Consider the following 19,010-nt stretch of genomic DNA (forward strand, 5'->3'; position numbering starts at 1 on the left):
AATTATAATGGGAAAACGATTAATTCATCAAAGAAGAGGAAAAGGAACTCCTGTACACCGTGTTGCTTCTCATCGTTTCAAAGATAAAATCAGATACAGATCTTATGATGCTTTAGAAAAAAAAGGTAGTATTAAAGGGAGAGTCATAGACATTGTACATGACCCAGCAAGGACTGCTCCTATTGCAGAAGTAAAATTTGAAAATGGTGAAAAGAAATTTGTTTTAGCACCTGAAAGCATTCAAATTGATGATGAAATTGAATGTGGTATTTCTGCTCCTATTAAGTTTGGAAATACATTACCTCTTGCTGAAATTCCTGAAGGTACTCCAATTTATGATATTGAAAACACACCTGGAGATGGTGGTCGTTTTGTAAGATCTTCTGGAACTTATGCTTCAGTTATCACTCATGATGCAAATCAAGCTGTTGTAGAATTGCCATCTGGGGAATTAAAATATTTAAATCCTAAATGTCGTGCAAGTATTGGTGTTGTAGCTGGTGGAGGAAGAAAAGAAAAACCATTCCTTAAAGCAGGTAAAAAATGGCATGCTTACAAAGCTAAAGGTAAGAAGTTCATGACTGTTAGAGGAGTAGCAATGAATGCTGTTGACCACCCTCATGGTGGAGGTAACAGACAACATCCTGGTCGTCCTACTACTGTTTCAAGACATGCACCACCGGGAAGAAAAGTTGGTTCAATTGCAGCTAAAAGAACAGGTTTAAAAAGATAGATAGAGGGTGTTTCATTGGCAAGAAAAGTATTTAAATATAAAGGTTATACTCTTGAAGAACTACAAGAAATGTCTTTAGAGGATGTAATGAAATTATTCCCAGCAAGACAAAGAAGATCTTTAAAAAGAGGATTTTTACCAAGACAACAAATTGTTTTGGATAAAATGAGAAAATTAAATAAGGAAGGAAGTAAAAATGGTCGTCCTGTTGTAATTAGGACCCATTGTAGAGATATGATTGTTATACCTGAAATGGTTGGAACTACTTTTGGTATTTATGATGGTCATAATTTTGTTGAAGTAACTATTGAACCAGAAATGATTGGTCATTATTTTGGTGAATTTGCACCAACTAGACAAAGAGTTCAACATGGAGACCCAGGTATGGGTGCTACAAGATCATCTATGTTTGTACCACTTAAATAAGGAGATTAGATCATGGCTAAAAAATACGCTTATAATAAAGATGTTGACGAAGCAAAAACTGCACGTGCTATGGCAAGTTCTCTTAAAATTTCTCCAAAACACAGTGTTGAGATTTGCAGTGCAATCAGAGGAATGGATGTGGAAAAAGCTAAAAATTACCTTAATGATGTTATTGCGATGAAAAAATCAGTTCCTTTCAAAAGACATAATAAAAAAGTTGGTCATAGAAAAGGACAAGAAGGATGGCCTTCTGGTAGGTATCCTGTAAAAGCAGCTGAGCAAATTTTAAGAGTTTTAGAAAATGCTGAAGCTAATGCTGAATACAAAGGTATGGATACTGAAAGGTTATTCATTGAACATATTTCTAGTCATAGAGGATTAGTAATTAAAGGTTACATTCCAAGAGCATTCGGTAGAACAACTCCTTTCAATACATCAACTACTCATATTCAAATAGTCTTACAGGAGGCTAACTAATGATAGAAAAAGATTTTGTCACAGAAGGTCTTAGAAGAACCAGAATTGACGAATATTTAGAAAAAGAATTGGAGAGAGCAGGATACGGGGGTATGGATGTTCAAATCACACCTTTAGGTACTATGGTCGTTGTTTATGCTGAAAGACCTGGTATGGTTATAGGTAGAGGTGGAAAAAATGTTAGAACTATTACTAACACTTTAAAAGATGAATTTGGATTAGATAATCCTCAAATTGAAGTTAAAGAAGTTGATGTACCTGAACTCAATCCTAAAATTATGGCTTATAAAATTTCTAACATGTTACAAAGAGGAATGCACTTCAGAAGAGTAGCTTACTCTACTATTCGTAGAATTATGGGTGCAGGAGCTCAAGGTGTAGAAATTACTATTTCTGGTAAAATCAGAGGTTCAAGATCTGCTGTAGCTAAATTTGTCGAAGGTTATATTAAAAAATGTGGAGAACCTTCCATTAGATTTGTTGAAGAAGGATTCGCTACTGTTAAATTAAAACCTGGTGTTTTGGGAATTTATGTAAGAATTATGCCACCTGAAACCGTATTACCTGATTCAGTTGAGATTCTACCTTCAACTGTAACCATTGTTGAAAATGGTGAAGTTGTTGAAGAGGAAGAAATTGATATTGAAAGCGAAGAAATCATTGAAGATGATATCATTGAAGAAGTAGAAGATCTTGACGAATTAGAAGAAGTTGTCGAAGAAGAATCTGCTGAAGAAGTAGAAAATGATGATAGTTAAAATTAATTTAATTATCTTAAAGAGTTGGAACAATGGCGATTTTAAGAAGTAAAGAAATTTGGGATATGGAAGTTGATGAGATTCAAGAAAAATTAGTTGAACTCAAAATTGAATTATCCAAAAATGTTTCTAAAAGTGCAGCTGCCGGGGTAAGTGAAAACCCTGGAAAAATTAGAGAATTAAAAAGAACAATTGCTCGTGTTCTTACAATATTAAATGAAAAACAAAAGGAGAATTAAATGTCAAAAATCTGTGATGTATGTGGGCTTCCCGAAGAACTTTGTGTTTGCGAAGAAATAGCACGTGAAGTTCAGTCTCTAAAAGTTTTCACTGTCAGGAGAAGATTCGGTAAACTCATGACTATTATCGAAGGTATAGATGAACATGATATAGATATCAAAGAACTTACTAAGACTCTTAAAGCAAAATGTGCTTGTGGAGGAACAGCTAAAAATGGTCAAATAGAACTTCAAGGAGATCATAAAGTTAAAGTAAAGAAAGTTTTATCTGATTTAGGGTTTTCATCTGATACTATTGAGATCCGTGAATCTAAAAAGAGTAATAAGAAAAGGAAATAATTCATCTATTCGATATTTATGTTTTTCAATAACATATTGTAATTTTCTGCATTATTTATTGTAAATATTATAAGAGATTGAAATTATGATTACGTCGAATAATTTAGTTCATCATGAATTTATTGGATTAAATGTTTATGTATCAAGTATTAAAAATAAATCTCTTAAATTAAATGGGATTATTATTGATGAGACAAAAAATACCATTAAAATAGAAAAATCGGATAAATCTGAAAAGATTATTCCAAAGAAAGGTTCAATATTTACTTTTGAACTTTCTAATGGGGAAAAAGTTGAAGTTGATGGTAATATTTTGTCTATTCGTCCTGAAGATAGAATAAAAAAAAGGTTTAAAAAAATATAAATGGTGATAATATGGTCGGACTTAATGTTCAAGAACCAGAAACTACATGCGATGATCCTAACTGTCCTTTCCATGGGACTTTACCAGTAAGGGGTCAAGTTCTTGAAGGTGTTGTTGTGAGTAACAAAGCTGAAAGAACTATTAGTGTTGAACGTAGTTACTATAAATTCATTAGAAAGTATGAAAGATACGAAAAAAGGAAATCTAAAATCAATGTTCACAAACCAGATTGTTTTAATGTGAATGTTGGTGATTCTGTAAAAATTGCAGAATGTAGACCATTAAGTAAAACAAAGCATTTTGTTTTAATTGAAGTTAAAGGAGAGTAAATATATGAAACCATTAACCTCAAGTGTATCTAAAGCATTACCTATTGGAGCTACTCTTCAATGTGTTGACAATACTGGAGCACGTGAAATTGAAATCATATCCGTAAAAGGATTCAAAGGTGTAAGAAGAAGACTCGACGTTGCTGGAGTTGGGGATTTAGTTGTTGCTTCTGTTAAAAAAGGAACTACAGATATGAGAAGAGAAATTGTTAATGCAGTTGTAGTTAGGCAAAAAAAAGAGTACAGACGTGCTGATGGGCTTCGTGTTAAATTTGAAGATAATGCAGCAGTTATTATTACTCCTGAAGGAATATTAAAAGGATCTGAAGTAAGAGGTCCTGTAGCTAAAGAAGCAGCTGATAGATGGCCTAGTGTTGGTAGTGCAGCAAGTATATTAGTATAAGGTGAAAAAATGTCAAAACAACCAAGAAAACAAAGAAAAGCTCTTTATAATGCTCCTGCTCACACTCGTGGTAAACATTTAAATGTTACCTTAAGTAAAGAATTAAGGGCAGATATTGGTAAGAGATCTTTACCAATCAGATCAGGAGATACAGTTAGAGTTCTCCGTGGAGATTTCGACGGACATGAAGGAAAGGTTATTGATGTAAATTATTCTTCATATAAAGTAACAATTGAAGAAGTTACTTTAGCTAAACCTGATGGAACTACCACTTTTCTCCCAGTAGACCCTTCTAACTTAATGATTATTGACGCAGACTTAGATGACGATAGAAGAATTAAAAATAAAGGAGATAGTTAATATGGCTAAAATGGGATCTAGAAAACATCTTAAAAGATATAAAGCACCAAAATCTTGGCCAATTCATCCTAAAGAAGATACCTGGACTGTAAAACCTTCTGCAGGTTCACACTCTATTGAAGATTCAATTCCTTTAACTTTAGTTATTAGAGATATCTTAAAATTAGCTGATAACTCTAGAGAAGCTAAAAGGATTATTAACTCAGGTAATGTTTTAGTAGATGGAAAAGTAGTTAAAGATTATAAATTCCCTGTTGGTTTTATGGATATTGTTGATATTCCTAAAACTGGTGAATCTTACAGAGTTCTCTTAGATAGAAAATCTAGATTACAATTAGATTTAATTGAAGATAATACTTTAAAATTATCCAAAATTGTTAACAAATCAACCATTAAAGGTGGTAAAACTCAATTAAACTTCCATGATGGTAAAAATTTAATAGTTGATGAAGATGTATACTCTGTTGGAGATGTAATTTCTTTAAAAGTACCTGAAAATGAAATTAATGAAATTTATCCATTAAAAGAAGGTGCGATTGTTCTTGTAACTGGAGGTAAACATACTGGGGAATTAGGTACTGTAAGTGAAATAATTGAAAATAAATCTTCTAACCCTAACACTATTATTATTGAAAATAGTGCTAAAGAAGAATTTTTAACTTTAAAAGATTACGCATTTGTAATTGGCGAAGATTCATCTGTAATTTCTTTATTGGAGGTTAACAAATGAACCCAATGAATGAAGTTAAAATTGAAAAAGCTACTATTAGTATTGGTGTTGGAGAAGCAGGTGAAAAGTTATCCCGTGCTATTACTCTTTTAGAAGAAATGTTTAATCAAATTCCTGTAAAAACTTACTCTAAAGTAACTAATCCAGAATGGGGTATTAGAAAACGTCAACCAATTGCATGTAAATTAACTTTACGTGGCGACAAAGCTGATAAAGCTATTGACATGGTTTTAGAAGGTATTAGTAGAAATATTAAACCTACTCAATTCGATGCACAAGGTAACCTTTCTTTTGGTATTAAGGAACATATTGATATTCCTGGAATGAAATATAATCCAGATATTGGTATTTTTGGAATGAATGTATCTGTTACTTTTGAAAAACCAGGTTATAGGATAGCCAGAAGAAAAATCCAACAAAAGAAAGTTCCACAAAAACATAGAATCACTAAAGAAGAAACTATGAAATTTATGGAAAACGAATTTAATGTTAATTATGTAACTGAATAGGTGATTACTTGCCAAGAAAATACGGAAAAGCTTCAAAAAAATGTAGTCGCTGTGGAGACCATTCTGCAATGATTAGTAGATACGGTTTAAATTTATGCAGACAATGTTTTAGAGAAATAGCTCCTAAAATAGGATTTAAAAAATATAATTAGAGGTTTTAAATATGAGTCTTATGGATCCTCTTGCAGATGCTTTAACTAATATTAGAAATAATGAATTACAAGTAAATGATTCATGCGTTATTTCTCCTGCTTCTAAATTAATTGGAGAAGTTTTAAGCACAATGCAAAAAGAGAATTACATTGGTAATTTTGAATATATTGATGATAACAGGGCAGGAAAATTCATAGTAGAATTAGAAGGTAACATCAACAAATGTGGTGTTATTAAACCTCGTCATGCTGTTAAAAAAGATGAATTTGAAAAATTTGAAAAAAGATATTTGCCAGCAAAAAATTTTGGTATTTTAATACTAACTACTCCTGAAGGGATCATGACCCATCATGATGCTAAAGAAAGAGGAATTGGTGGACGTTTGTTGGCTTACATGTATTAGGTGATATAATGGTAGTAGCTGCAGCTATAAGGGAAGAATTAGAAATCCCTGAAGGCGTTGAAGTTATAATTAAAAATAATGAGGTCTCAGTAAAAGGACCTAATGGAGAAGACTCCAGAGTATTTACTTATCCTAATGTAAGTATTAATAAAAATGATGATGTAGTTATTTTAGAAACTGCATTTCCAAAAAAGAAAGATAAAGCAATGATTGGAACCACAAAAGCACACATTAACAATATGATTAAAGGTGTAACTGATGGTTTCGAGTACCACATGAAAATAGTATTTGCTCACTTTCCAATGACCGTTAAAGTTAACGGTGATAAAGTAGTAATTGATAACTTCTTAGGGGAAAAACACCCAAGAAATGCTAAAATAGTAGGTAGTGCTAAAGTAGCAGTAAAAGGTGATGAAGTAACAATTACTGGTATTAATAAGGAACATGTTGGTCAAACTATGGCTAACTTAGAACAAGCAACTAAAATTAAAGGAAGAGATCCTAGAGTATTCCAAGATGGAATATATTTAACAAGCAAAGAATAATTTGGTGATTTAGATGGCTAATAAAAGATTTAAAAGACAAGAATATGCTCGTTATAAAAAGCTTGGAATCAAATGGAGACGCCCTAGAGGTAAAACCAGTAAAATGAGAAGATATGAAGCAGGTAAACCTGATATGCCAGCTATTGGTTACAGAACTCCTAGAGCTATTAGGGATTTACATCCATCTGGATACAATGATGTTCTTGTTCATAATATGTCTGAATTAGAAAGCATAGATCCAGCATGTGATGCTGCAAGAATAAGTGCTTCTGTTGGAAAAAGGAAAAAAGATTTGATGTTAGAAAAAGCATCAGAATTAGGAATTAAAGTTTTAAATAAATAATTTATTCATATTTTATCAAGATTAATCAATTCCGGGTTTTATGAATTGATTTTTCTATTTAAATAATATTTAAGGGAATTTAGATTTTATGTCTAAATTTATCAGCTATGCTGAAAACGGAGGATTATATATATGAATCTTACAACTCAAAAAAGATTAGCTGCTAGCATCCTTAAAGTAGGTCTTAATCGTGTATGGATTGATCCTGAAAGGATGGAAGAAGTTTCTATAATGATGACTAGAGAAGGAGTTAAGCAGTTAATTGATGATGGAGCTATTAAAGCAAAACCTCAAAAAGGTATTAGTAGCTACAGATCTAAAAAAATCGCGGAACAAAAAGCAAAAGGTAAAAGAAAAGGTAGTGGTAGTATTAAAGGGGCTAAAAATGCTCGTAAACCTAAAAAGAAAGCATGGATGACTACTATTAGGGCTTTAAGAAAAGACCTTAAAGAAATGCGTGATGCTAATGAAATTGATGCCACTACCTATCGTAAGTTATATAAAATGGCTAAAGGTGGAGCATTCAGAAGTAAATCTTATATGAAAACATATGCTCGTGACCATGATTTGATTAAATAGGAGGAATAAACATGGCACAAGGATCAAATTATAAAGTAGCATTTAGAAGAAGAAGAGAAGGAAAAACTGATTATTCAGCAAGAATGAAATTAGTTGACTATAATAAATCTCGTTTAGTTGTTAGAATTTCTAATGCTCATGCAACTGTTCAAATTGTTGATTATGCTCCTGAAGGGGATATTACTGTTGCTTCTGCAGTCAGTAAACAATTAGCTGACTATGGATATTTAGGAAGTACAGCTAACCTTCCAGCATTCTATTTAACAGCATATTTATGTGCTAAAAGGGCATTAGCTAATGGTGTAGAATCTGCAATTTTAGACATTGGTTTAAAAGCACCTATTAAAGGGTCAAAAGTTTTTGCAGCTCTTAAAGGTGCTGTAGATGCTGGTTTAGAAGTTCCTCATGGGGAGTTCATTTTCCCAGATGATGAACGTATTCGTGGAGAACATATTGCAAATTATGCTGAATCTTTAGATGATGAAGAAGTTGCTAAAAAATTCTCAAAATATTTAGAAAGAGGTCTTCAGCCTGTAGATTTACCTGAAAACTTCGATGAAACTAAAAATAAAATAGATGAGGCAGAGGAATAAATATGAGTTTTAATATGGATGAATGGGAACCTAAAACTAAGATAGGTGGATTAGTTAAGGATGGAACCATTACTGATATCGATGAAATCTTTGAAAAAGGTCTCCCTATTATGGAATTAGAGATTATTGATGCGTTAATTCCTGATTTAGAAGAAGAAGTAATGGATGTTAACTTAGTTCAAAGGATGCATAAATCTGGTAGAAAAGTTAATTTTAGAGTAATTGTTGCTGTTGGTAACAAAGATGGTTATGTTGGATTAGGACAAGGTAAAGCTAAAGAAGTTGGTCCTGCAATCAGAAAAGCTGTTGATAATGCTAAGTATAACATTATTAAAGTTAGAAGAGGTTGTGGAGATTGGGGTTGTGTTTGTGGAAGAGAACACACTGTACCTTTTAAAGTACAAGGTAAAACTAGTAGTGTAAGGGTAACTTTAATGCCTGCACCTGCTGGAGTAGGTTTAGCAGTTGGAGATGTTGGTAAAACTATCTTAAAACTTGCTGGTATTAAAGATGTATGGTCACAATCTTTTGGACAAACTCAAACTACTGTAAACTTTGCTAATGCAATTTTCGATGCATTAAAAGAATCAAGTAAAGTTAAAGCTAGTAAATCTGACCTTAAAAAAATGGGAGTAAATTACTAGTTGGTGATTAATATGTTTTTAGTTATTAGAGTTAGAGGAACTACTGGTGTCATTAAAGGTATTGCAGACACCTTAGACATGTTAAATCTTACAAGAATCAGCCATGCAACTTTAATTGAAGAAAATCCTAGTTATGAAGGCATGCTTCAAAAAGCTAAGGATTACATTACATGGGGTGAAATCGATTCTGAACTTTTAGCAGATATTATTGCAAAAAGAGGAAGAATTTCTGGTAATGATAAAGTCACTGATGAATTTTTAGCTGAAAATTCTGATTATAATAATATTTCAGAATTAGCTGAAGCTTTAATCAATTCTGAAGTTAAATTAGCTGATGTAAACATCAAACCTGTATTCCGTTTACATCCTCCAAGAAAAGGTTATGAAGATATTCGTTTATCTTTCAGAGAGGGAGGAACCTTAGGTTACAGGGGAGAAGAAATAAAAGACCTTGCAAAAAGAATGCTTTAAATTAGGTGTATTAATATGATTAGAACAAAACGTAAAATTAATAAACTTAGAGGTTCTAGATCTAACGGTGGTGGCTGTACTAAAAAACGTAGAGGTGCAGGTAACAAAGGGGGTAAGGGTAATGCTGGTGCAAGTAAACAACATTGGACTTGGACTGTCAAGTTTGATCCTGATCACTATGGTAAACACGGTTTTAAAAGACCTCAAAAAATGATTAAAAAAATTAATGCTGTTAACTTAGGCTATTTAGAAGAACAAGCTAATAATTTAATAGCTAATGGTAAAGCATCTAAAGATGGTGATTCTATTGTTATTGATGTAACTGAATTAGGTTATGATAAGGTTTTAGCTAAAGGTAAAATTACTAAACCTTTCATAATTTCAGCTCATAATTTTTCATCATCTGCTATTGAAAAAATTGAAGAATTAGGAGGAGAAGCTATAGAATTATAGCTTTTTCTCTTTTTTTTATAGAGGAAAAAAAAATGTCATCATTAGAAGTTTTAGAGCCTATATTTAGACTTATTCCTGAAGTAAAAGCTCCAGTTCACACTGAAGAGTTTAATGAAAAACTCAAATGGACTGCAATTGTTTTAGTGTTATATTTTATTTTAACACAAATTCCATTATATGGTTTAGCTCCAGGTGCAGTTGATCAATTTGCTCAATTAAGAGCAGTTATGGCTGGAAATTTTGGTTCAATTCTTACATTGGGAATTGGTCCAATTGTTACTGCTTCTATTGTTTTACAATTGTTAGTAGGTTCAAATTTATTAGATTTGGATCTTTCATCTCATAAGGATAAATCCCATTTCCAAGCTACTCAAAAGGTTTTATCTATTGTTTTTACAGTATTTGAAGCTGGTGTTTTAGTATTAACTGGAAATTTAATGCCTATCGATAATTCTTATATGTTAGTTTTATTAGTTCAACTTGTTATTGGTGCATTGGTAATTATTTACCTTGATGAAGTTGTTTCTAAATGGGGTTTCGGTAGTGGTATAGGTTTATTCATTGCAGCTGGTGTTTGTCAAGCTATTATTGTTGGAACATTTAACTTTTTCCCAACTGCTGATGGTACTCTCCCTGGTATTATTCCAGGACTTATTCAAGCATCTATGGCAGGTACACCTGATTTTTCAGTGTTAATTCCATTATTTGCTACAATTATTGTATTTTTAATTGTTTTATATGGAGAAGCTATGAGAGTGGAAATTCCTATTTCTCAAGGTAGTGTAAGAGGACATGGAAGAGTTAGGGGAGCTGTTGGTAAATACCCATTAAAATTTGTTTATGCTAGTAACATGCCAGTTATTTTAACAAGTGCATTACTTGTAAATGTAACTTTATTATCTAATGTTTTCCAAAAAATAGGTTATCCTATTTTAGGTCGTGTTGAAAATGGTAAAGCTGTTGATGGTATTGCATGGCTGTTATCAACTCCTAACAATTTAAGTATGTTCTATACAGAACCGTTACATGTTCTTGTTTATGCATTATTCTTTTTAATATGTTGTATTATATTTTCATACTTATGGGTAGAAATCAGTGGATTAAATGCTAAAAAAATATCTGAACAACTTTATAAGTCAGGTATTCAAATTCCAGGTTTCAGAAGTAGTAAACGTCAATTATTTAAAATATTGAAAAAATATATACCTGCACTCACTATTATAAGTGGTATTTATGTAGGTCTCATTGCATTTCTTGCAGATTTAACTGGTGCTTTAGGTGGAGGTACTGGTGTGTTACTTACTGTAGGTATTATTCATAAACTTTATGAAGAAATGGCAGAAGAACAACTCATGTCATCAAATCCACTTATTAGAAAAGTATTAGGAGGAGATTAATCTTCTTCTTATATATTTATTAAATTAGAGGGGTTAAATTGAAATTAGCAGTATTAACAGGTATTCCAGGTTCAGGAAGTACCACTTTACTTAATAGGGCACTTGAAGAAGTTGACTATGTACATTTAAACTATGGAGACATAATGACTGAAATTGCAATTGAAGAAAAAATTGTTGATGATAGAGATTCTTTAAGAAAATTACCAGCCGAAACTCAAAAAGAGATACAAGCTAAAGCAGCAAAAAGAATTAAAGAAAGATCTCAAAGGGATAATGTTATAGTAGATACTCATTGTACAATTAACACTCCATCCGGATTTTTGCCGGGTCTTCCTATTTGGGTTTTAGAACAATTACAACCAGATTTGTTTGTATTAATTGAAGCTAACCCTGATGAAATTATATATAGGAGATTAAATGATGAAACTCGTTCTCGTGATGTTCAAAAAGCGAACGAAATCAAATTACATCAAGAAATGAACAGAGCAGCTTCAATGGCATATGCTACATTGACTGGAGCTACTGTTAAAATTGTTGAGAATCATGATAATCATTTGGATTCTTCAGTTTCAAAATTAGTAAATGTGTTGAAATAGGTGATGATATATGGCTGATTTTTTTACATTGATTAGTGATGCAGTTATTAATGTTTTAAATGCTATTTTTAATCCATTATTAGCAATGGATCCAAATCCAACTAATCCTGCTTTAACAGTTTTAGTTATTGCATTTATTGTTTCATTAATCACTACTATTGCTAATAAGTTATTAGTCGACCAAGATGAAATGAATCGTGTGCAAGCTGAAATGAAAGAGTTCCAAAAGGAACTAAGAGAAGCTCAAAAAAGGGGAGACGGAAAAAAAGTTGCTGAACTTCAAGCTCAACAAACTGAAATGATGCAAAAACAAAGTGCTATGATGACTAATTCATTTAAACCCATGTTTGTAACTTTTATTCCAATTATTTTAATATTTTTCTGGATGAGAACTTCTGCTATTCATGATTTAGTTATTATTTTACCGCAAAGTGTGTATTGGGTTACTTTAACTCCAATGTGGCATGCTTTAGGTGGATTTATTTATGGAGGAAAGGCTACAATTCCTTATGGTATTGGTTGGTTGTTATGGTATATGATTTGTACTTTTGGTATGAGTCAAATTATAAGAAAATTCTTAGGTTTCAAACAAGGATTTTAATCAGCTTAAAACTATAACTTTATTAATAATGAAATGAATATATTATAATATTCTATTTTGAATACGCTATTACACAATTATTTAAATTTTTATCTGAATTCTCTGATTTATTAATTTAGAGATATTCAATTATTAGGTGAGTACATGTCTGAAAACAGATTTAGATCAAGATCATATAAAAGAGTTAATAAAAACACTCCTGGTGGAGATAATGTTTTAAGATACAAAAAGAAAAAACCATCTAAGCATGTTTGTGCTGAATGTGGTGCAGTATTACATGGTGTTCCTCGTGGACGTCCATATGAAATTAGAAAATTATCAAAAACTAGCAAAAGACCTAACCGTCCATTTGGTGGGTACTTATGCTCAAGTTGTTCTCGTAAACATTTTAAAAACGAGGCTAGAAAATAATGATTATTACAATCGGTGGATTAGCTGGAACTGGAACAACTACTGCTGCTGAAATTCTCAGTAAAAAATTAGATATTCCTTACATTTCTGCTGGATCTATATTTAGAGAGATGGCTAAAGAGAAAGGAATGAGTGTTTTAGAATTTAGTGAATTTGCCGAAGGTAATGATGATATTGATAAAGAAATTGATAAAAGACAAGCTGAACTTGCGAAATCTTCTAAAAATTTAATAATTGAAGGTAGATTATCTGCGTATTTTATTGACGCTGATTTAAAAGTGTGGTTAATCACACCATTTGATATAAGATCTGAAAGAATCAGTGTCAGAGAATCTAAAACTGTAGATGTGGCTAAAGAAGAAATTATCATTCGTGAGAAAAGTGAGGCTTTAAGATATTTAGATATTCATAATATTAATATTCATAATATGGATATTTATGATTTAATTATAAATACTGATAGCTTTAATCCTGAAAGTTTATCAGAAATCATTTTAACAACATTAAAGGTGATATAAATGGTATCAATTGAAGTAGGAAGAGTTTGTGTTAAAACTAGTGGTAGAGAAGCTGGAAAAAAATGTGCGATCATTGAAATTATCGATGAAAACTATGTTGAAGTAGTAGGTGAAGATGTTAAAAACAGAAGATGTAATATTGCTCACTTAGAACCAACTGAAGATTCTATCGATGTATCTGGCGATATTGATTCTATCAAAGCAGCTTTAGCTGATTTATAAGTGAATAATTCAATTTGATTATTCATTATTATTTTTATTTACTTATTTTTATAATTTACAAGGTTTTTTCATGAAGTTTAACATGATTAGTAAGACTGAGGCTTTTACAAATCCTGATTTTGGTTGTGTTCCTGAAAAAAGGGGAATTAATGAGTATATTTCTAAAGGAGTTATTAATTTAGATAAACCTTCTGGTCCAACTTCTCATGAAATTGATTCATGGATTAAACGTATTTTACATTTAGAAAAATCTGGTCATGGTGGAACTTTAGATCCTAAGGTTACTGGTGTCTTACCAGTTGGGTTAGATGCAGCTACTAGAGTTATTCAACTTCTTTTAACAGCTCCTAAAGAATATGTTTGTTTATTGACTTTTCATCATGATGTAGATGAGGATAAGATTCGTGAAACTTTCAAGGAATTCACAGGTAAAATTTTTCAACTTCCGCCTGTGAAATCTGCTGTAAAACGTGAACTTAGAACTCGTAATATTTATTATTCTACTATTTATGAAATAGATGGTAAGGATGTTCTATTTAGAATTGGTTGTGAAGCAGGTACTTATGTTCGAACTTATTGTCATAATATTGGGGAAGCTATTGGTGTTGGAGCACATATGGCTGAGCTTAGAAGGACACAAGTAGGTTCTTTTAATGAAAAAAATAACTTGGTGACATTACATGATGTTACTGATGCGTATCATTTTTATCTTGAAGATGGTGATGAATCATTTTTACGTGAAGCTATCATGCCAATGGAGAGAGCTGCGGATTATTTACCTAAAATTTTCATTAAAGATTCAGCTGTTGATGCAATATGTCATGGTGCTGATTTAGCTTGTGGAGGTATTGTTTCACTTGCAGATAATATTCAAAAAAATGACATAGTAGCTATTGAAACTTTAAAAGGTGAGTTAGTTGCTTCAGGTAATGCATTAATATCAGCTAATGAAATTTTAGAAGCAGATTCTGGATTCGCTGTTAATACTTCTAAAGTATTTATGCAACCAAACATATATCCAAGAGTTTGGTAAAAACTTTTTAACTGTTGTTACTTCTTATTCTATTTAAAATCAAAAATAAAAAGTAGAGAAAGAGGTTAAAATGCACCTCCACCTCCACCACCAGATCCTCCTCCAATACTACCAAAGCTACCAGAATCAGAGGAAGATGGATTAACGGTTTCATGACTTGTTTCGAATGCGTTATACATCAGATAATATCCACCATAATAATGGTACATGTATAAATTATCATCTCTTTCATCAATATTTGGAACTTGTAGTTTCATAGACTTGTAAACATTTTCAGCTACTCCAAGAGCACTTCCATATATTAAATACTTATTCCAAACAACAATAGATTCCGGAGGGTGTTGTTTAATTAAGCTGTTATCATTTAAAAACTTCTTAAAATTTTTCCATTTGAGATAGAACAATCTTCCCTTTTCGGTCCATTGACCAAAAATATCATCTGGAACAACAAAGGTTATTATTGAGAAAATAATTAAAAATATTCCTCCTAAAAGAGTATATGCTCCTGAACTAAGTGTACTGTTGAATCCTAAGATAATCATAATTATCGCAGCTATAAATCCAACTACGGATATAATACTCATTATGGTGCTGCCAGAATCATTGAAATAGCTAGATAGTATATTGTCACTCAAATACTCATTTTTAATATTTGATTGCCAAGCATTAAATTGTTCTAAAAACCATTCTGCATCACTTTTATTGGATAATTGACTGTTTAATGCAGATAAATTCAATATACCGTCAGTTGAAAATCTGTACAATGTATTCACTACAGTTCTTTCATTAAGAGATAAGTTTTCATTTTTACTTTTATCTAATTTCAATATCAATTCCTTAGTGTCGCTTTTTTCATTGTTTTGTGTTTCTAAATCTATTACTTTTTTATCAATAAGATTCAGTATTGTTGCTTCGAATCCATGCATATCAGGGTTTCCAATTTTATTATTTAACATTGCATTAACTACGGCTGGAGGATCATCACTAGGTAATTCTCGTTCATAGATTCCATTATAATTAACTTTTGGTTCTCTACCATATTTTAAATATACAACTATTGCAGATATTGGACTTAACAGGGATAATAATCCTAGAATAAGATATATGTTATTCCACATTTCTCTGCTATTAATACTATCATTTAAGTTTTTTTCAATCATTGCTTTTCCATCTGAATTAACATGTTTTGCATAAGTTGCATTATTAAAATCAGATAAAGGCATTAAAACAAGTAATTCATAAAAGTCTCCTTTTGGAATTGATGTAGTTGTGGCTTCAATTTTTCCATTTGTTAATGAGCTACTTACATTGAATTCTTGTGGATTTAAATAGTAACTATTTCCAGTTTTTCCTGGAAGATTTATTGTTGCTGTTAATTCTCCGATATCAACATCCCATTCTTCACCCCAAAGTTTAAACTGAAGCGCTCCTACATCATTAAATAATGTAATAACATGCTTCATGTTGTAGCTAATGTATATTGTTACTGATGTATCTGAAATTGGTTGGGTGTGTTCTTCATCTGCATATAAATATATTTTTAAATGCTTTTTACCATCAACATCACTTTCTTCTAAAACAGGATAAGCACCATCTGCCCATATTTGGATATTTTCTATACTTTCTCCTTCTTTTAACGGTATGTCTCTGTAAACTCCATTATAAGTTCCTTTGAATGTATAATAATACGTTTCATTAACGTGTAACATCCCATTATTTCCCACATCTAAATCAATATGCCCCCAATCAATAGTGTAGCTTCTGTCATCATCATCGGCTGAGACAAGGGTGAGTGTAGAAAATAATAGTAAAAATAGTAATATTATACATATTATTTTTTTTATTTTCATAAAATTCACCTAAAATTGCACTTTTGGAGCTTCTCTATCACCACTTGCAGCTTCAAAGAAATCTGCTTCATTAAAATTAAATGCATTAGCTATAATATTGCTTGGGAATTGTTCACATTTATTATTATACATCAAAACAGTATCATTATAAAACTGTCTAGAATAGGAAATTTTATCTTCGGTTTCGGTTAATTCGTTTTGAAGTTGAACAAAGTTTTCATTTGCTTTTAATTCAGGGTAGTTTTCAGCAACGGCAAATAATGATTTTAAAGCACCAGTTAATTGGTTATTAGCTTCACTAGCTTCTTTAACAGAAGTTGCATTCATAATATTGCTTCTTGCTTTGGTTACTTCTTCAAATACTCCTTTTTCGTGTGCAGCATATCCTTTCACTGTTTCAATTAAGTTGGGGATAAGATCAGTTCTTCTTTTGAGTTGAACATCAATTTGTGAATAACCATTTTTCACACGATTTTTAAGATTTACTAAGTCATTATAAATTTTAACTAAAACTATCGCTATTATAATAATTATTATTAATATTAATACAATCATTAAATCCATTTTATTTACCTCATATAGTGTGTTATTTGAATATTTTGAATTTGTGTTTAATATATTTATTTAATTTATATCTAATAATAGCCATTAGTTTTATTTATTATTAATTTCTAAATTAATTATTAATTTGCTTTTTAAAAAAATTTTAGAAAACAATACATTTATATATGTTAAGTTTTAGATATTTATTTATCATATTAATATTGATTGATATGCGTGCAAATAATTTTTAAAATATATTAACTATATTTTCTGCCGAGATAGTCTAGCCTGGTAAGGCGCGAGACTGGAAATCTCGTGGGCGTTCAGCCCTCCTGGGTTCAAATCCCAGTCTCGGCGTTTATTAGTTTTTAACATAGATTTTATAATTTTTTCATGATTATTAAATTATTTGTTAAACTGATATTTTTATTGCACTCTTAGTTTTTATACTAAGTTTTATATTGTTGAGAGAACTGTGTTTTAGAAAATCTAAAACATTCGAATCTATATTTTACGTCTCGTAGGTTCGCTCTATAAACGGAGGTTATTTAATGGAAGACGACTTTAAGCACTTGGTGCGTATTTCAAGAAAGGATGTAAATGGTAATAAAACCATCGAACAAGCTTTAACCGAAATTAAAGGTGTTGGAATATCTTTATCTAAATCCATGTGTCGTACATTAGACTTAGATTTAGATGCTAAAATTGGATACATTGCTGATGAAGATGTTTTAAAAATTGAAGAAATTTTAGAAAATCCTCAAAAATTTGACATTCCAACTTGGATGTTAAATCGTAGAGAAGATTATGAAACTGGAGATAATATTCATTTAATTGAATCTGATCTTGACATGATTTTAAGAGATGATTTAAACAGGATGAAGAAAACCAGAAGTTATAAAGGTAGAAGGCACGAAGTTGGTTTACCTGTTAGAGGTCAAAGAACTAAATCTACTTTCAGAAAAAGTTCTTCAGTTGGTGTAAAACGTTCAAGATAATCAGAACTTTTTTTATAATAATTTAATCAATTTTATAAGGAGATATTTTAATGGGACAACCTAGAAAATCAAGGAAAAAGTATAATACACCACCTCATCCTTGGAATGCAGAAAGAATTAAAGATGAAAACAAATTAATGACTAAATACGGTTTAAAAAATAAAAAAGAAATTTGGAAAGCTGATACTTTAGTTAGAAGATACAGTAGGGAAGCAAGATATTTACTTGGTTTCTCTCAAGATCAAATGCAAGAAGAAAAATTAGAATTATTAGGACACTTAGCTAGAACCGGTATTTTGCCTGAAAGTGCTGCACTTGAGGATATTTTAGATTTAAATGTTGAAGATATCTTAAGAAGAAGATTACAAACTATTGTATATAAAAAAGGTTTAGCTCGTACTCCTAAAGAAGCTAGAATGTTTGTTGTACATGGTCACATAACTTTAAATGGTAAAAAGATTAATTCACCAAGTTATGTAGTATTAAGAGGTCAAGAAGACGAAATTGGTTTCTACCGTTCTTCACCTGTAGCTAAACAAATTGAAGAGTACAACAAAGCTAATACAGAAGAATAAAGGGTGTAATTATGGCAAAAGATGAAAAATGGGGTATAGCTAATATTTACTCATCATTCAACAACACTATTATTACTGTAACAGATATTACTGGTGCTGAGACTATTTCTCAATGGTCTGGTGGAAAAGTTGTTCGTGCTGACAGACAACAGGCTTCACCATTTGCAGCTATGGCTGCTGCAACTAGAATAGCTGACGATGCTAAAGAAAAAGGATTCATTGGATTACATATTAAAGTAAGAGCTCCTGGTGGAAATGGGCCTAGAAGCCCTGGACCTGGTGCACAAGCTACTATTCGTGCTTTAGCAAGAGCTGGAATTAAAATAGGTAAAATTGAAGATATTACTCCTATTCCTCACGACGGTACTGGAAGACCTGGTGGTAAAAGAGGAAGAAGAGTCTAAGAAGGGTTTAA

The 19,010-nt window shown here is 31.3% G+C and carries 33 protein-coding genes and 1 tRNA gene; 32 read left to right on the plus strand and 2 right to left on the minus strand.

The window, feature by feature from the left end; translation table 11 throughout:
- The first annotated feature begins 7 nt into the window (after positions 1–7).
- The 28 genes from MBORA_RS08395 (at position 8) to MBORA_RS08530 (ending at position 14,629) form a co-directional block, all read left to right on the plus strand.
- The gene (locus MBORA_RS08395) at positions 8–733 is read left to right on the plus strand and encodes a 50S ribosomal protein L2 (protein WP_063720541.1); all 726 of its coding nucleotides are present in this window, start codon (positions 8–10) and stop codon (positions 731–733) included.
- Positions 734–748: 15 nt separating this feature from the next.
- Complete coding sequence (gene rpsS, locus MBORA_RS08400) at positions 749–1,159, plus strand: 30S ribosomal protein S19 (RefSeq protein ID WP_042694596.1); 411 nt, start codon at positions 749–751, stop codon at positions 1,157–1,159.
- Between the two features lie 12 nt (positions 1,160–1,171).
- Positions 1,172–1,636: a 50S ribosomal protein L22 gene (locus tag MBORA_RS08405; protein WP_042694595.1), complete on the plus strand. Its 465-nt coding sequence runs from the start codon at positions 1,172–1,174 to the stop codon at positions 1,634–1,636.
- Positions 1,636–2,394 (plus strand): 30S ribosomal protein S3, encoded by a 759-nt coding sequence (locus tag MBORA_RS08410; RefSeq protein ID WP_042694593.1) that lies wholly within the window; start codon positions 1,636–1,638, stop codon positions 2,392–2,394. The genes MBORA_RS08405 and MBORA_RS08410 overlap by 1 nt, the downstream gene beginning before the upstream one ends.
- A 32-nt stretch (positions 2,395–2,426) precedes the next feature.
- Positions 2,427–2,633 (plus strand): 50S ribosomal protein L29, encoded by a 207-nt coding sequence (gene rpmC / locus MBORA_RS08415; RefSeq protein WP_042694591.1) that lies wholly within the window; start codon positions 2,427–2,429, stop codon positions 2,631–2,633.
- Positions 2,634–2,972, plus strand: coding sequence for a stress response translation initiation inhibitor YciH (yciH, locus tag MBORA_RS08420; protein WP_042694590.1), 339 nt, complete (start codon positions 2,634–2,636; stop codon positions 2,970–2,972).
- An 85-nt stretch (positions 2,973–3,057) separates the two neighbouring features.
- Positions 3,058–3,336: a ribonuclease P protein component 1 gene (gene rnp1, locus MBORA_RS08425; protein WP_063720542.1), complete on the plus strand. Its 279-nt coding sequence runs from the start codon at positions 3,058–3,060 to the stop codon at positions 3,334–3,336.
- 11 nt (positions 3,337–3,347) lie between these two features.
- Complete coding sequence (locus tag MBORA_RS08430) at positions 3,348–3,665, plus strand: 30S ribosomal protein S17 (RefSeq protein WP_042694659.1); 318 nt, start codon at positions 3,348–3,350, stop codon at positions 3,663–3,665.
- Positions 3,666–3,669: 4 nt separating this feature from the next.
- Entirely contained in the window at positions 3,670–4,068 is a 399-nt protein-coding gene (locus MBORA_RS08435) for a 50S ribosomal protein L14 (protein WP_063720543.1), read from the plus strand.
- Between the two features lie 9 nt (positions 4,069–4,077).
- Positions 4,078–4,428: a 50S ribosomal protein L24 gene (rplX, locus tag MBORA_RS08440; RefSeq protein ID WP_042694586.1), complete on the plus strand. Its 351-nt coding sequence runs from the start codon at positions 4,078–4,080 to the stop codon at positions 4,426–4,428.
- 1 nt (position 4,429) lies between these two features.
- Positions 4,430–5,158: a 30S ribosomal protein S4e gene (locus MBORA_RS08445; protein WP_042694585.1), complete on the plus strand. Its 729-nt coding sequence runs from the start codon at positions 4,430–4,432 to the stop codon at positions 5,156–5,158.
- Positions 5,155–5,667, plus strand: coding sequence for a 50S ribosomal protein L5 (locus MBORA_RS08450; protein WP_042694584.1), 513 nt, complete (start codon positions 5,155–5,157; stop codon positions 5,665–5,667). Before MBORA_RS08445 ends, MBORA_RS08450 begins: the two co-directional genes overlap by 4 nt.
- 8 nt (positions 5,668–5,675) lie before the next feature.
- The gene (locus MBORA_RS08455) at positions 5,676–5,819 is read left to right on the plus strand and encodes a 30S ribosomal protein S14 (RefSeq protein WP_042694582.1); all 144 of its coding nucleotides are present in this window, start codon (positions 5,676–5,678) and stop codon (positions 5,817–5,819) included.
- An 11-nt stretch (positions 5,820–5,830) separates the two neighbouring features.
- Complete coding sequence (locus MBORA_RS08460; protein WP_042694580.1) at positions 5,831–6,223, plus strand: 30S ribosomal protein S8; 393 nt, start codon at positions 5,831–5,833, stop codon at positions 6,221–6,223.
- 8 nt (positions 6,224–6,231) lie between these two features.
- Positions 6,232–6,768 carry a 50S ribosomal protein L6 gene (locus MBORA_RS08465; protein WP_042694578.1) on the plus strand — a complete coding sequence of 179 codons (537 nt, stop codon included), beginning with the start codon at positions 6,232–6,234 and terminating at the stop codon, positions 6,766–6,768.
- Positions 6,769–6,781: 13 nt separating this feature from the next.
- Positions 6,782–7,111, plus strand: coding sequence for a 50S ribosomal protein L32e (locus MBORA_RS08470; protein ID WP_042694576.1), 330 nt, complete (start codon positions 6,782–6,784; stop codon positions 7,109–7,111).
- 132 nt (positions 7,112–7,243) lie between these two features.
- Complete coding sequence (locus MBORA_RS08475) at positions 7,244–7,690, plus strand: 50S ribosomal protein L19e (protein ID WP_042694574.1); 447 nt, start codon at positions 7,244–7,246, stop codon at positions 7,688–7,690.
- 11 nt (positions 7,691–7,701) lie between these two features.
- Positions 7,702–8,283, plus strand: a complete 582-nt coding sequence (locus tag MBORA_RS08480; protein ID WP_042694572.1) for a 50S ribosomal protein L18 — start codon at positions 7,702–7,704, stop codon at positions 8,281–8,283.
- Positions 8,284–8,285: 2 nt separating this feature from the next.
- The gene (gene rpsE / locus MBORA_RS08485; protein ID WP_042694570.1) at positions 8,286–8,927 is read left to right on the plus strand and encodes a 30S ribosomal protein S5; all 642 of its coding nucleotides are present in this window, start codon (positions 8,286–8,288) and stop codon (positions 8,925–8,927) included.
- 12 nt (positions 8,928–8,939) lie between these two features.
- Positions 8,940–9,398, plus strand: a complete 459-nt coding sequence (locus MBORA_RS08490) for a 50S ribosomal protein L30 (RefSeq protein WP_042694568.1) — start codon at positions 8,940–8,942, stop codon at positions 9,396–9,398.
- Between the two features lie 15 nt (positions 9,399–9,413).
- Positions 9,414–9,851, plus strand: a complete 438-nt coding sequence (locus MBORA_RS08495; protein WP_042694567.1) for an uL15m family ribosomal protein — start codon at positions 9,414–9,416, stop codon at positions 9,849–9,851.
- Between the two features lie 32 nt (positions 9,852–9,883).
- Entirely contained in the window at positions 9,884–11,248 is a 1,365-nt protein-coding gene (gene secY, locus MBORA_RS08500; RefSeq protein WP_042694566.1) for a preprotein translocase subunit SecY, read from the plus strand.
- Positions 11,249–11,286: 38 nt separating this feature from the next.
- Complete coding sequence (locus MBORA_RS08505; RefSeq protein ID WP_042694565.1) at positions 11,287–11,844, plus strand: adenylate kinase; 558 nt, start codon at positions 11,287–11,289, stop codon at positions 11,842–11,844.
- A gap of 10 nt (positions 11,845–11,854) precedes the next feature.
- The gene (locus MBORA_RS08510) at positions 11,855–12,445 is read left to right on the plus strand and encodes a DUF106 domain-containing protein (protein WP_042694563.1); all 591 of its coding nucleotides are present in this window, start codon (positions 11,855–11,857) and stop codon (positions 12,443–12,445) included.
- A 144-nt stretch (positions 12,446–12,589) separates the two neighbouring features.
- Positions 12,590–12,856, plus strand: a complete 267-nt coding sequence (locus tag MBORA_RS08515; protein WP_063720544.1) for a 50S ribosomal protein L34e — start codon at positions 12,590–12,592, stop codon at positions 12,854–12,856.
- Positions 12,856–13,374 (plus strand): (d)CMP kinase, encoded by a 519-nt coding sequence (gene cmk, locus MBORA_RS08520; RefSeq protein ID WP_042694561.1) that lies wholly within the window; start codon positions 12,856–12,858, stop codon positions 13,372–13,374. The genes MBORA_RS08515 and cmk overlap by 1 nt, the downstream gene beginning before the upstream one ends.
- On the plus strand, positions 13,375–13,596 hold the full coding sequence (locus tag MBORA_RS08525) for a 50S ribosomal protein L14e (protein WP_042694559.1): 222 nt from the start codon (positions 13,375–13,377) through the stop codon (positions 13,594–13,596).
- An 82-nt stretch (positions 13,597–13,678) separates the two neighbouring features.
- Positions 13,679–14,629 carry an RNA-guided pseudouridylation complex pseudouridine synthase subunit Cbf5 gene (locus tag MBORA_RS08530; RefSeq protein ID WP_394296262.1) on the plus strand — a complete coding sequence of 317 codons (951 nt, stop codon included), beginning with the start codon at positions 13,679–13,681 and terminating at the stop codon, positions 14,627–14,629.
- Between the two features lie 65 nt (positions 14,630–14,694).
- Here MBORA_RS08530 and MBORA_RS08535 read toward each other — a convergent pair whose 3' ends face one another.
- Together MBORA_RS08535 and MBORA_RS08540 are read right to left on the minus strand one after the other, a co-directional pair.
- Positions 14,695–16,479, minus strand: coding sequence for a DUF2207 domain-containing protein (locus MBORA_RS08535; protein WP_042694555.1), 1,785 nt, complete (start codon positions 16,477–16,479; stop codon positions 14,695–14,697).
- Positions 16,480–16,488: 9 nt separating this feature from the next.
- Entirely contained in the window at positions 16,489–17,043 is a 555-nt protein-coding gene (locus tag MBORA_RS08540) for a LemA family protein (protein ID WP_042694553.1), read from the minus strand.
- Positions 17,044–17,294: 251 nt separating this feature from the next.
- Here MBORA_RS08540 and MBORA_RS08545 point away from each other — a divergent pair.
- The 4 genes from MBORA_RS08545 (at position 17,295) to MBORA_RS08560 (ending at position 18,999) form a co-directional block, all read left to right on the plus strand.
- Positions 17,295–17,379 (plus strand) — tRNA-Ser (locus tag MBORA_RS08545).
- Positions 17,380–17,573: 194 nt separating this feature from the next.
- The gene (locus tag MBORA_RS08550; protein ID WP_042694551.1) at positions 17,574–18,020 is read left to right on the plus strand and encodes a 30S ribosomal protein S13; all 447 of its coding nucleotides are present in this window, start codon (positions 17,574–17,576) and stop codon (positions 18,018–18,020) included.
- A gap of 50 nt (positions 18,021–18,070) precedes the next feature.
- Complete coding sequence (locus MBORA_RS08555; protein WP_063720545.1) at positions 18,071–18,595, plus strand: 30S ribosomal protein S4; 525 nt, start codon at positions 18,071–18,073, stop codon at positions 18,593–18,595.
- Between the two features lie 11 nt (positions 18,596–18,606).
- The gene (locus MBORA_RS08560) at positions 18,607–18,999 is read left to right on the plus strand and encodes a 30S ribosomal protein S11 (RefSeq protein WP_042694547.1); all 393 of its coding nucleotides are present in this window, start codon (positions 18,607–18,609) and stop codon (positions 18,997–18,999) included.
- Positions 19,000–19,010 lie beyond the last annotated feature (11 nt).

The organism is Methanobrevibacter oralis (assembly GCF_001639275.1).
Classification (GTDB): Archaea; Methanobacteriota; Methanobacteria; order Methanobacteriales; family Methanobacteriaceae; genus Methanocatella; species Methanocatella oralis.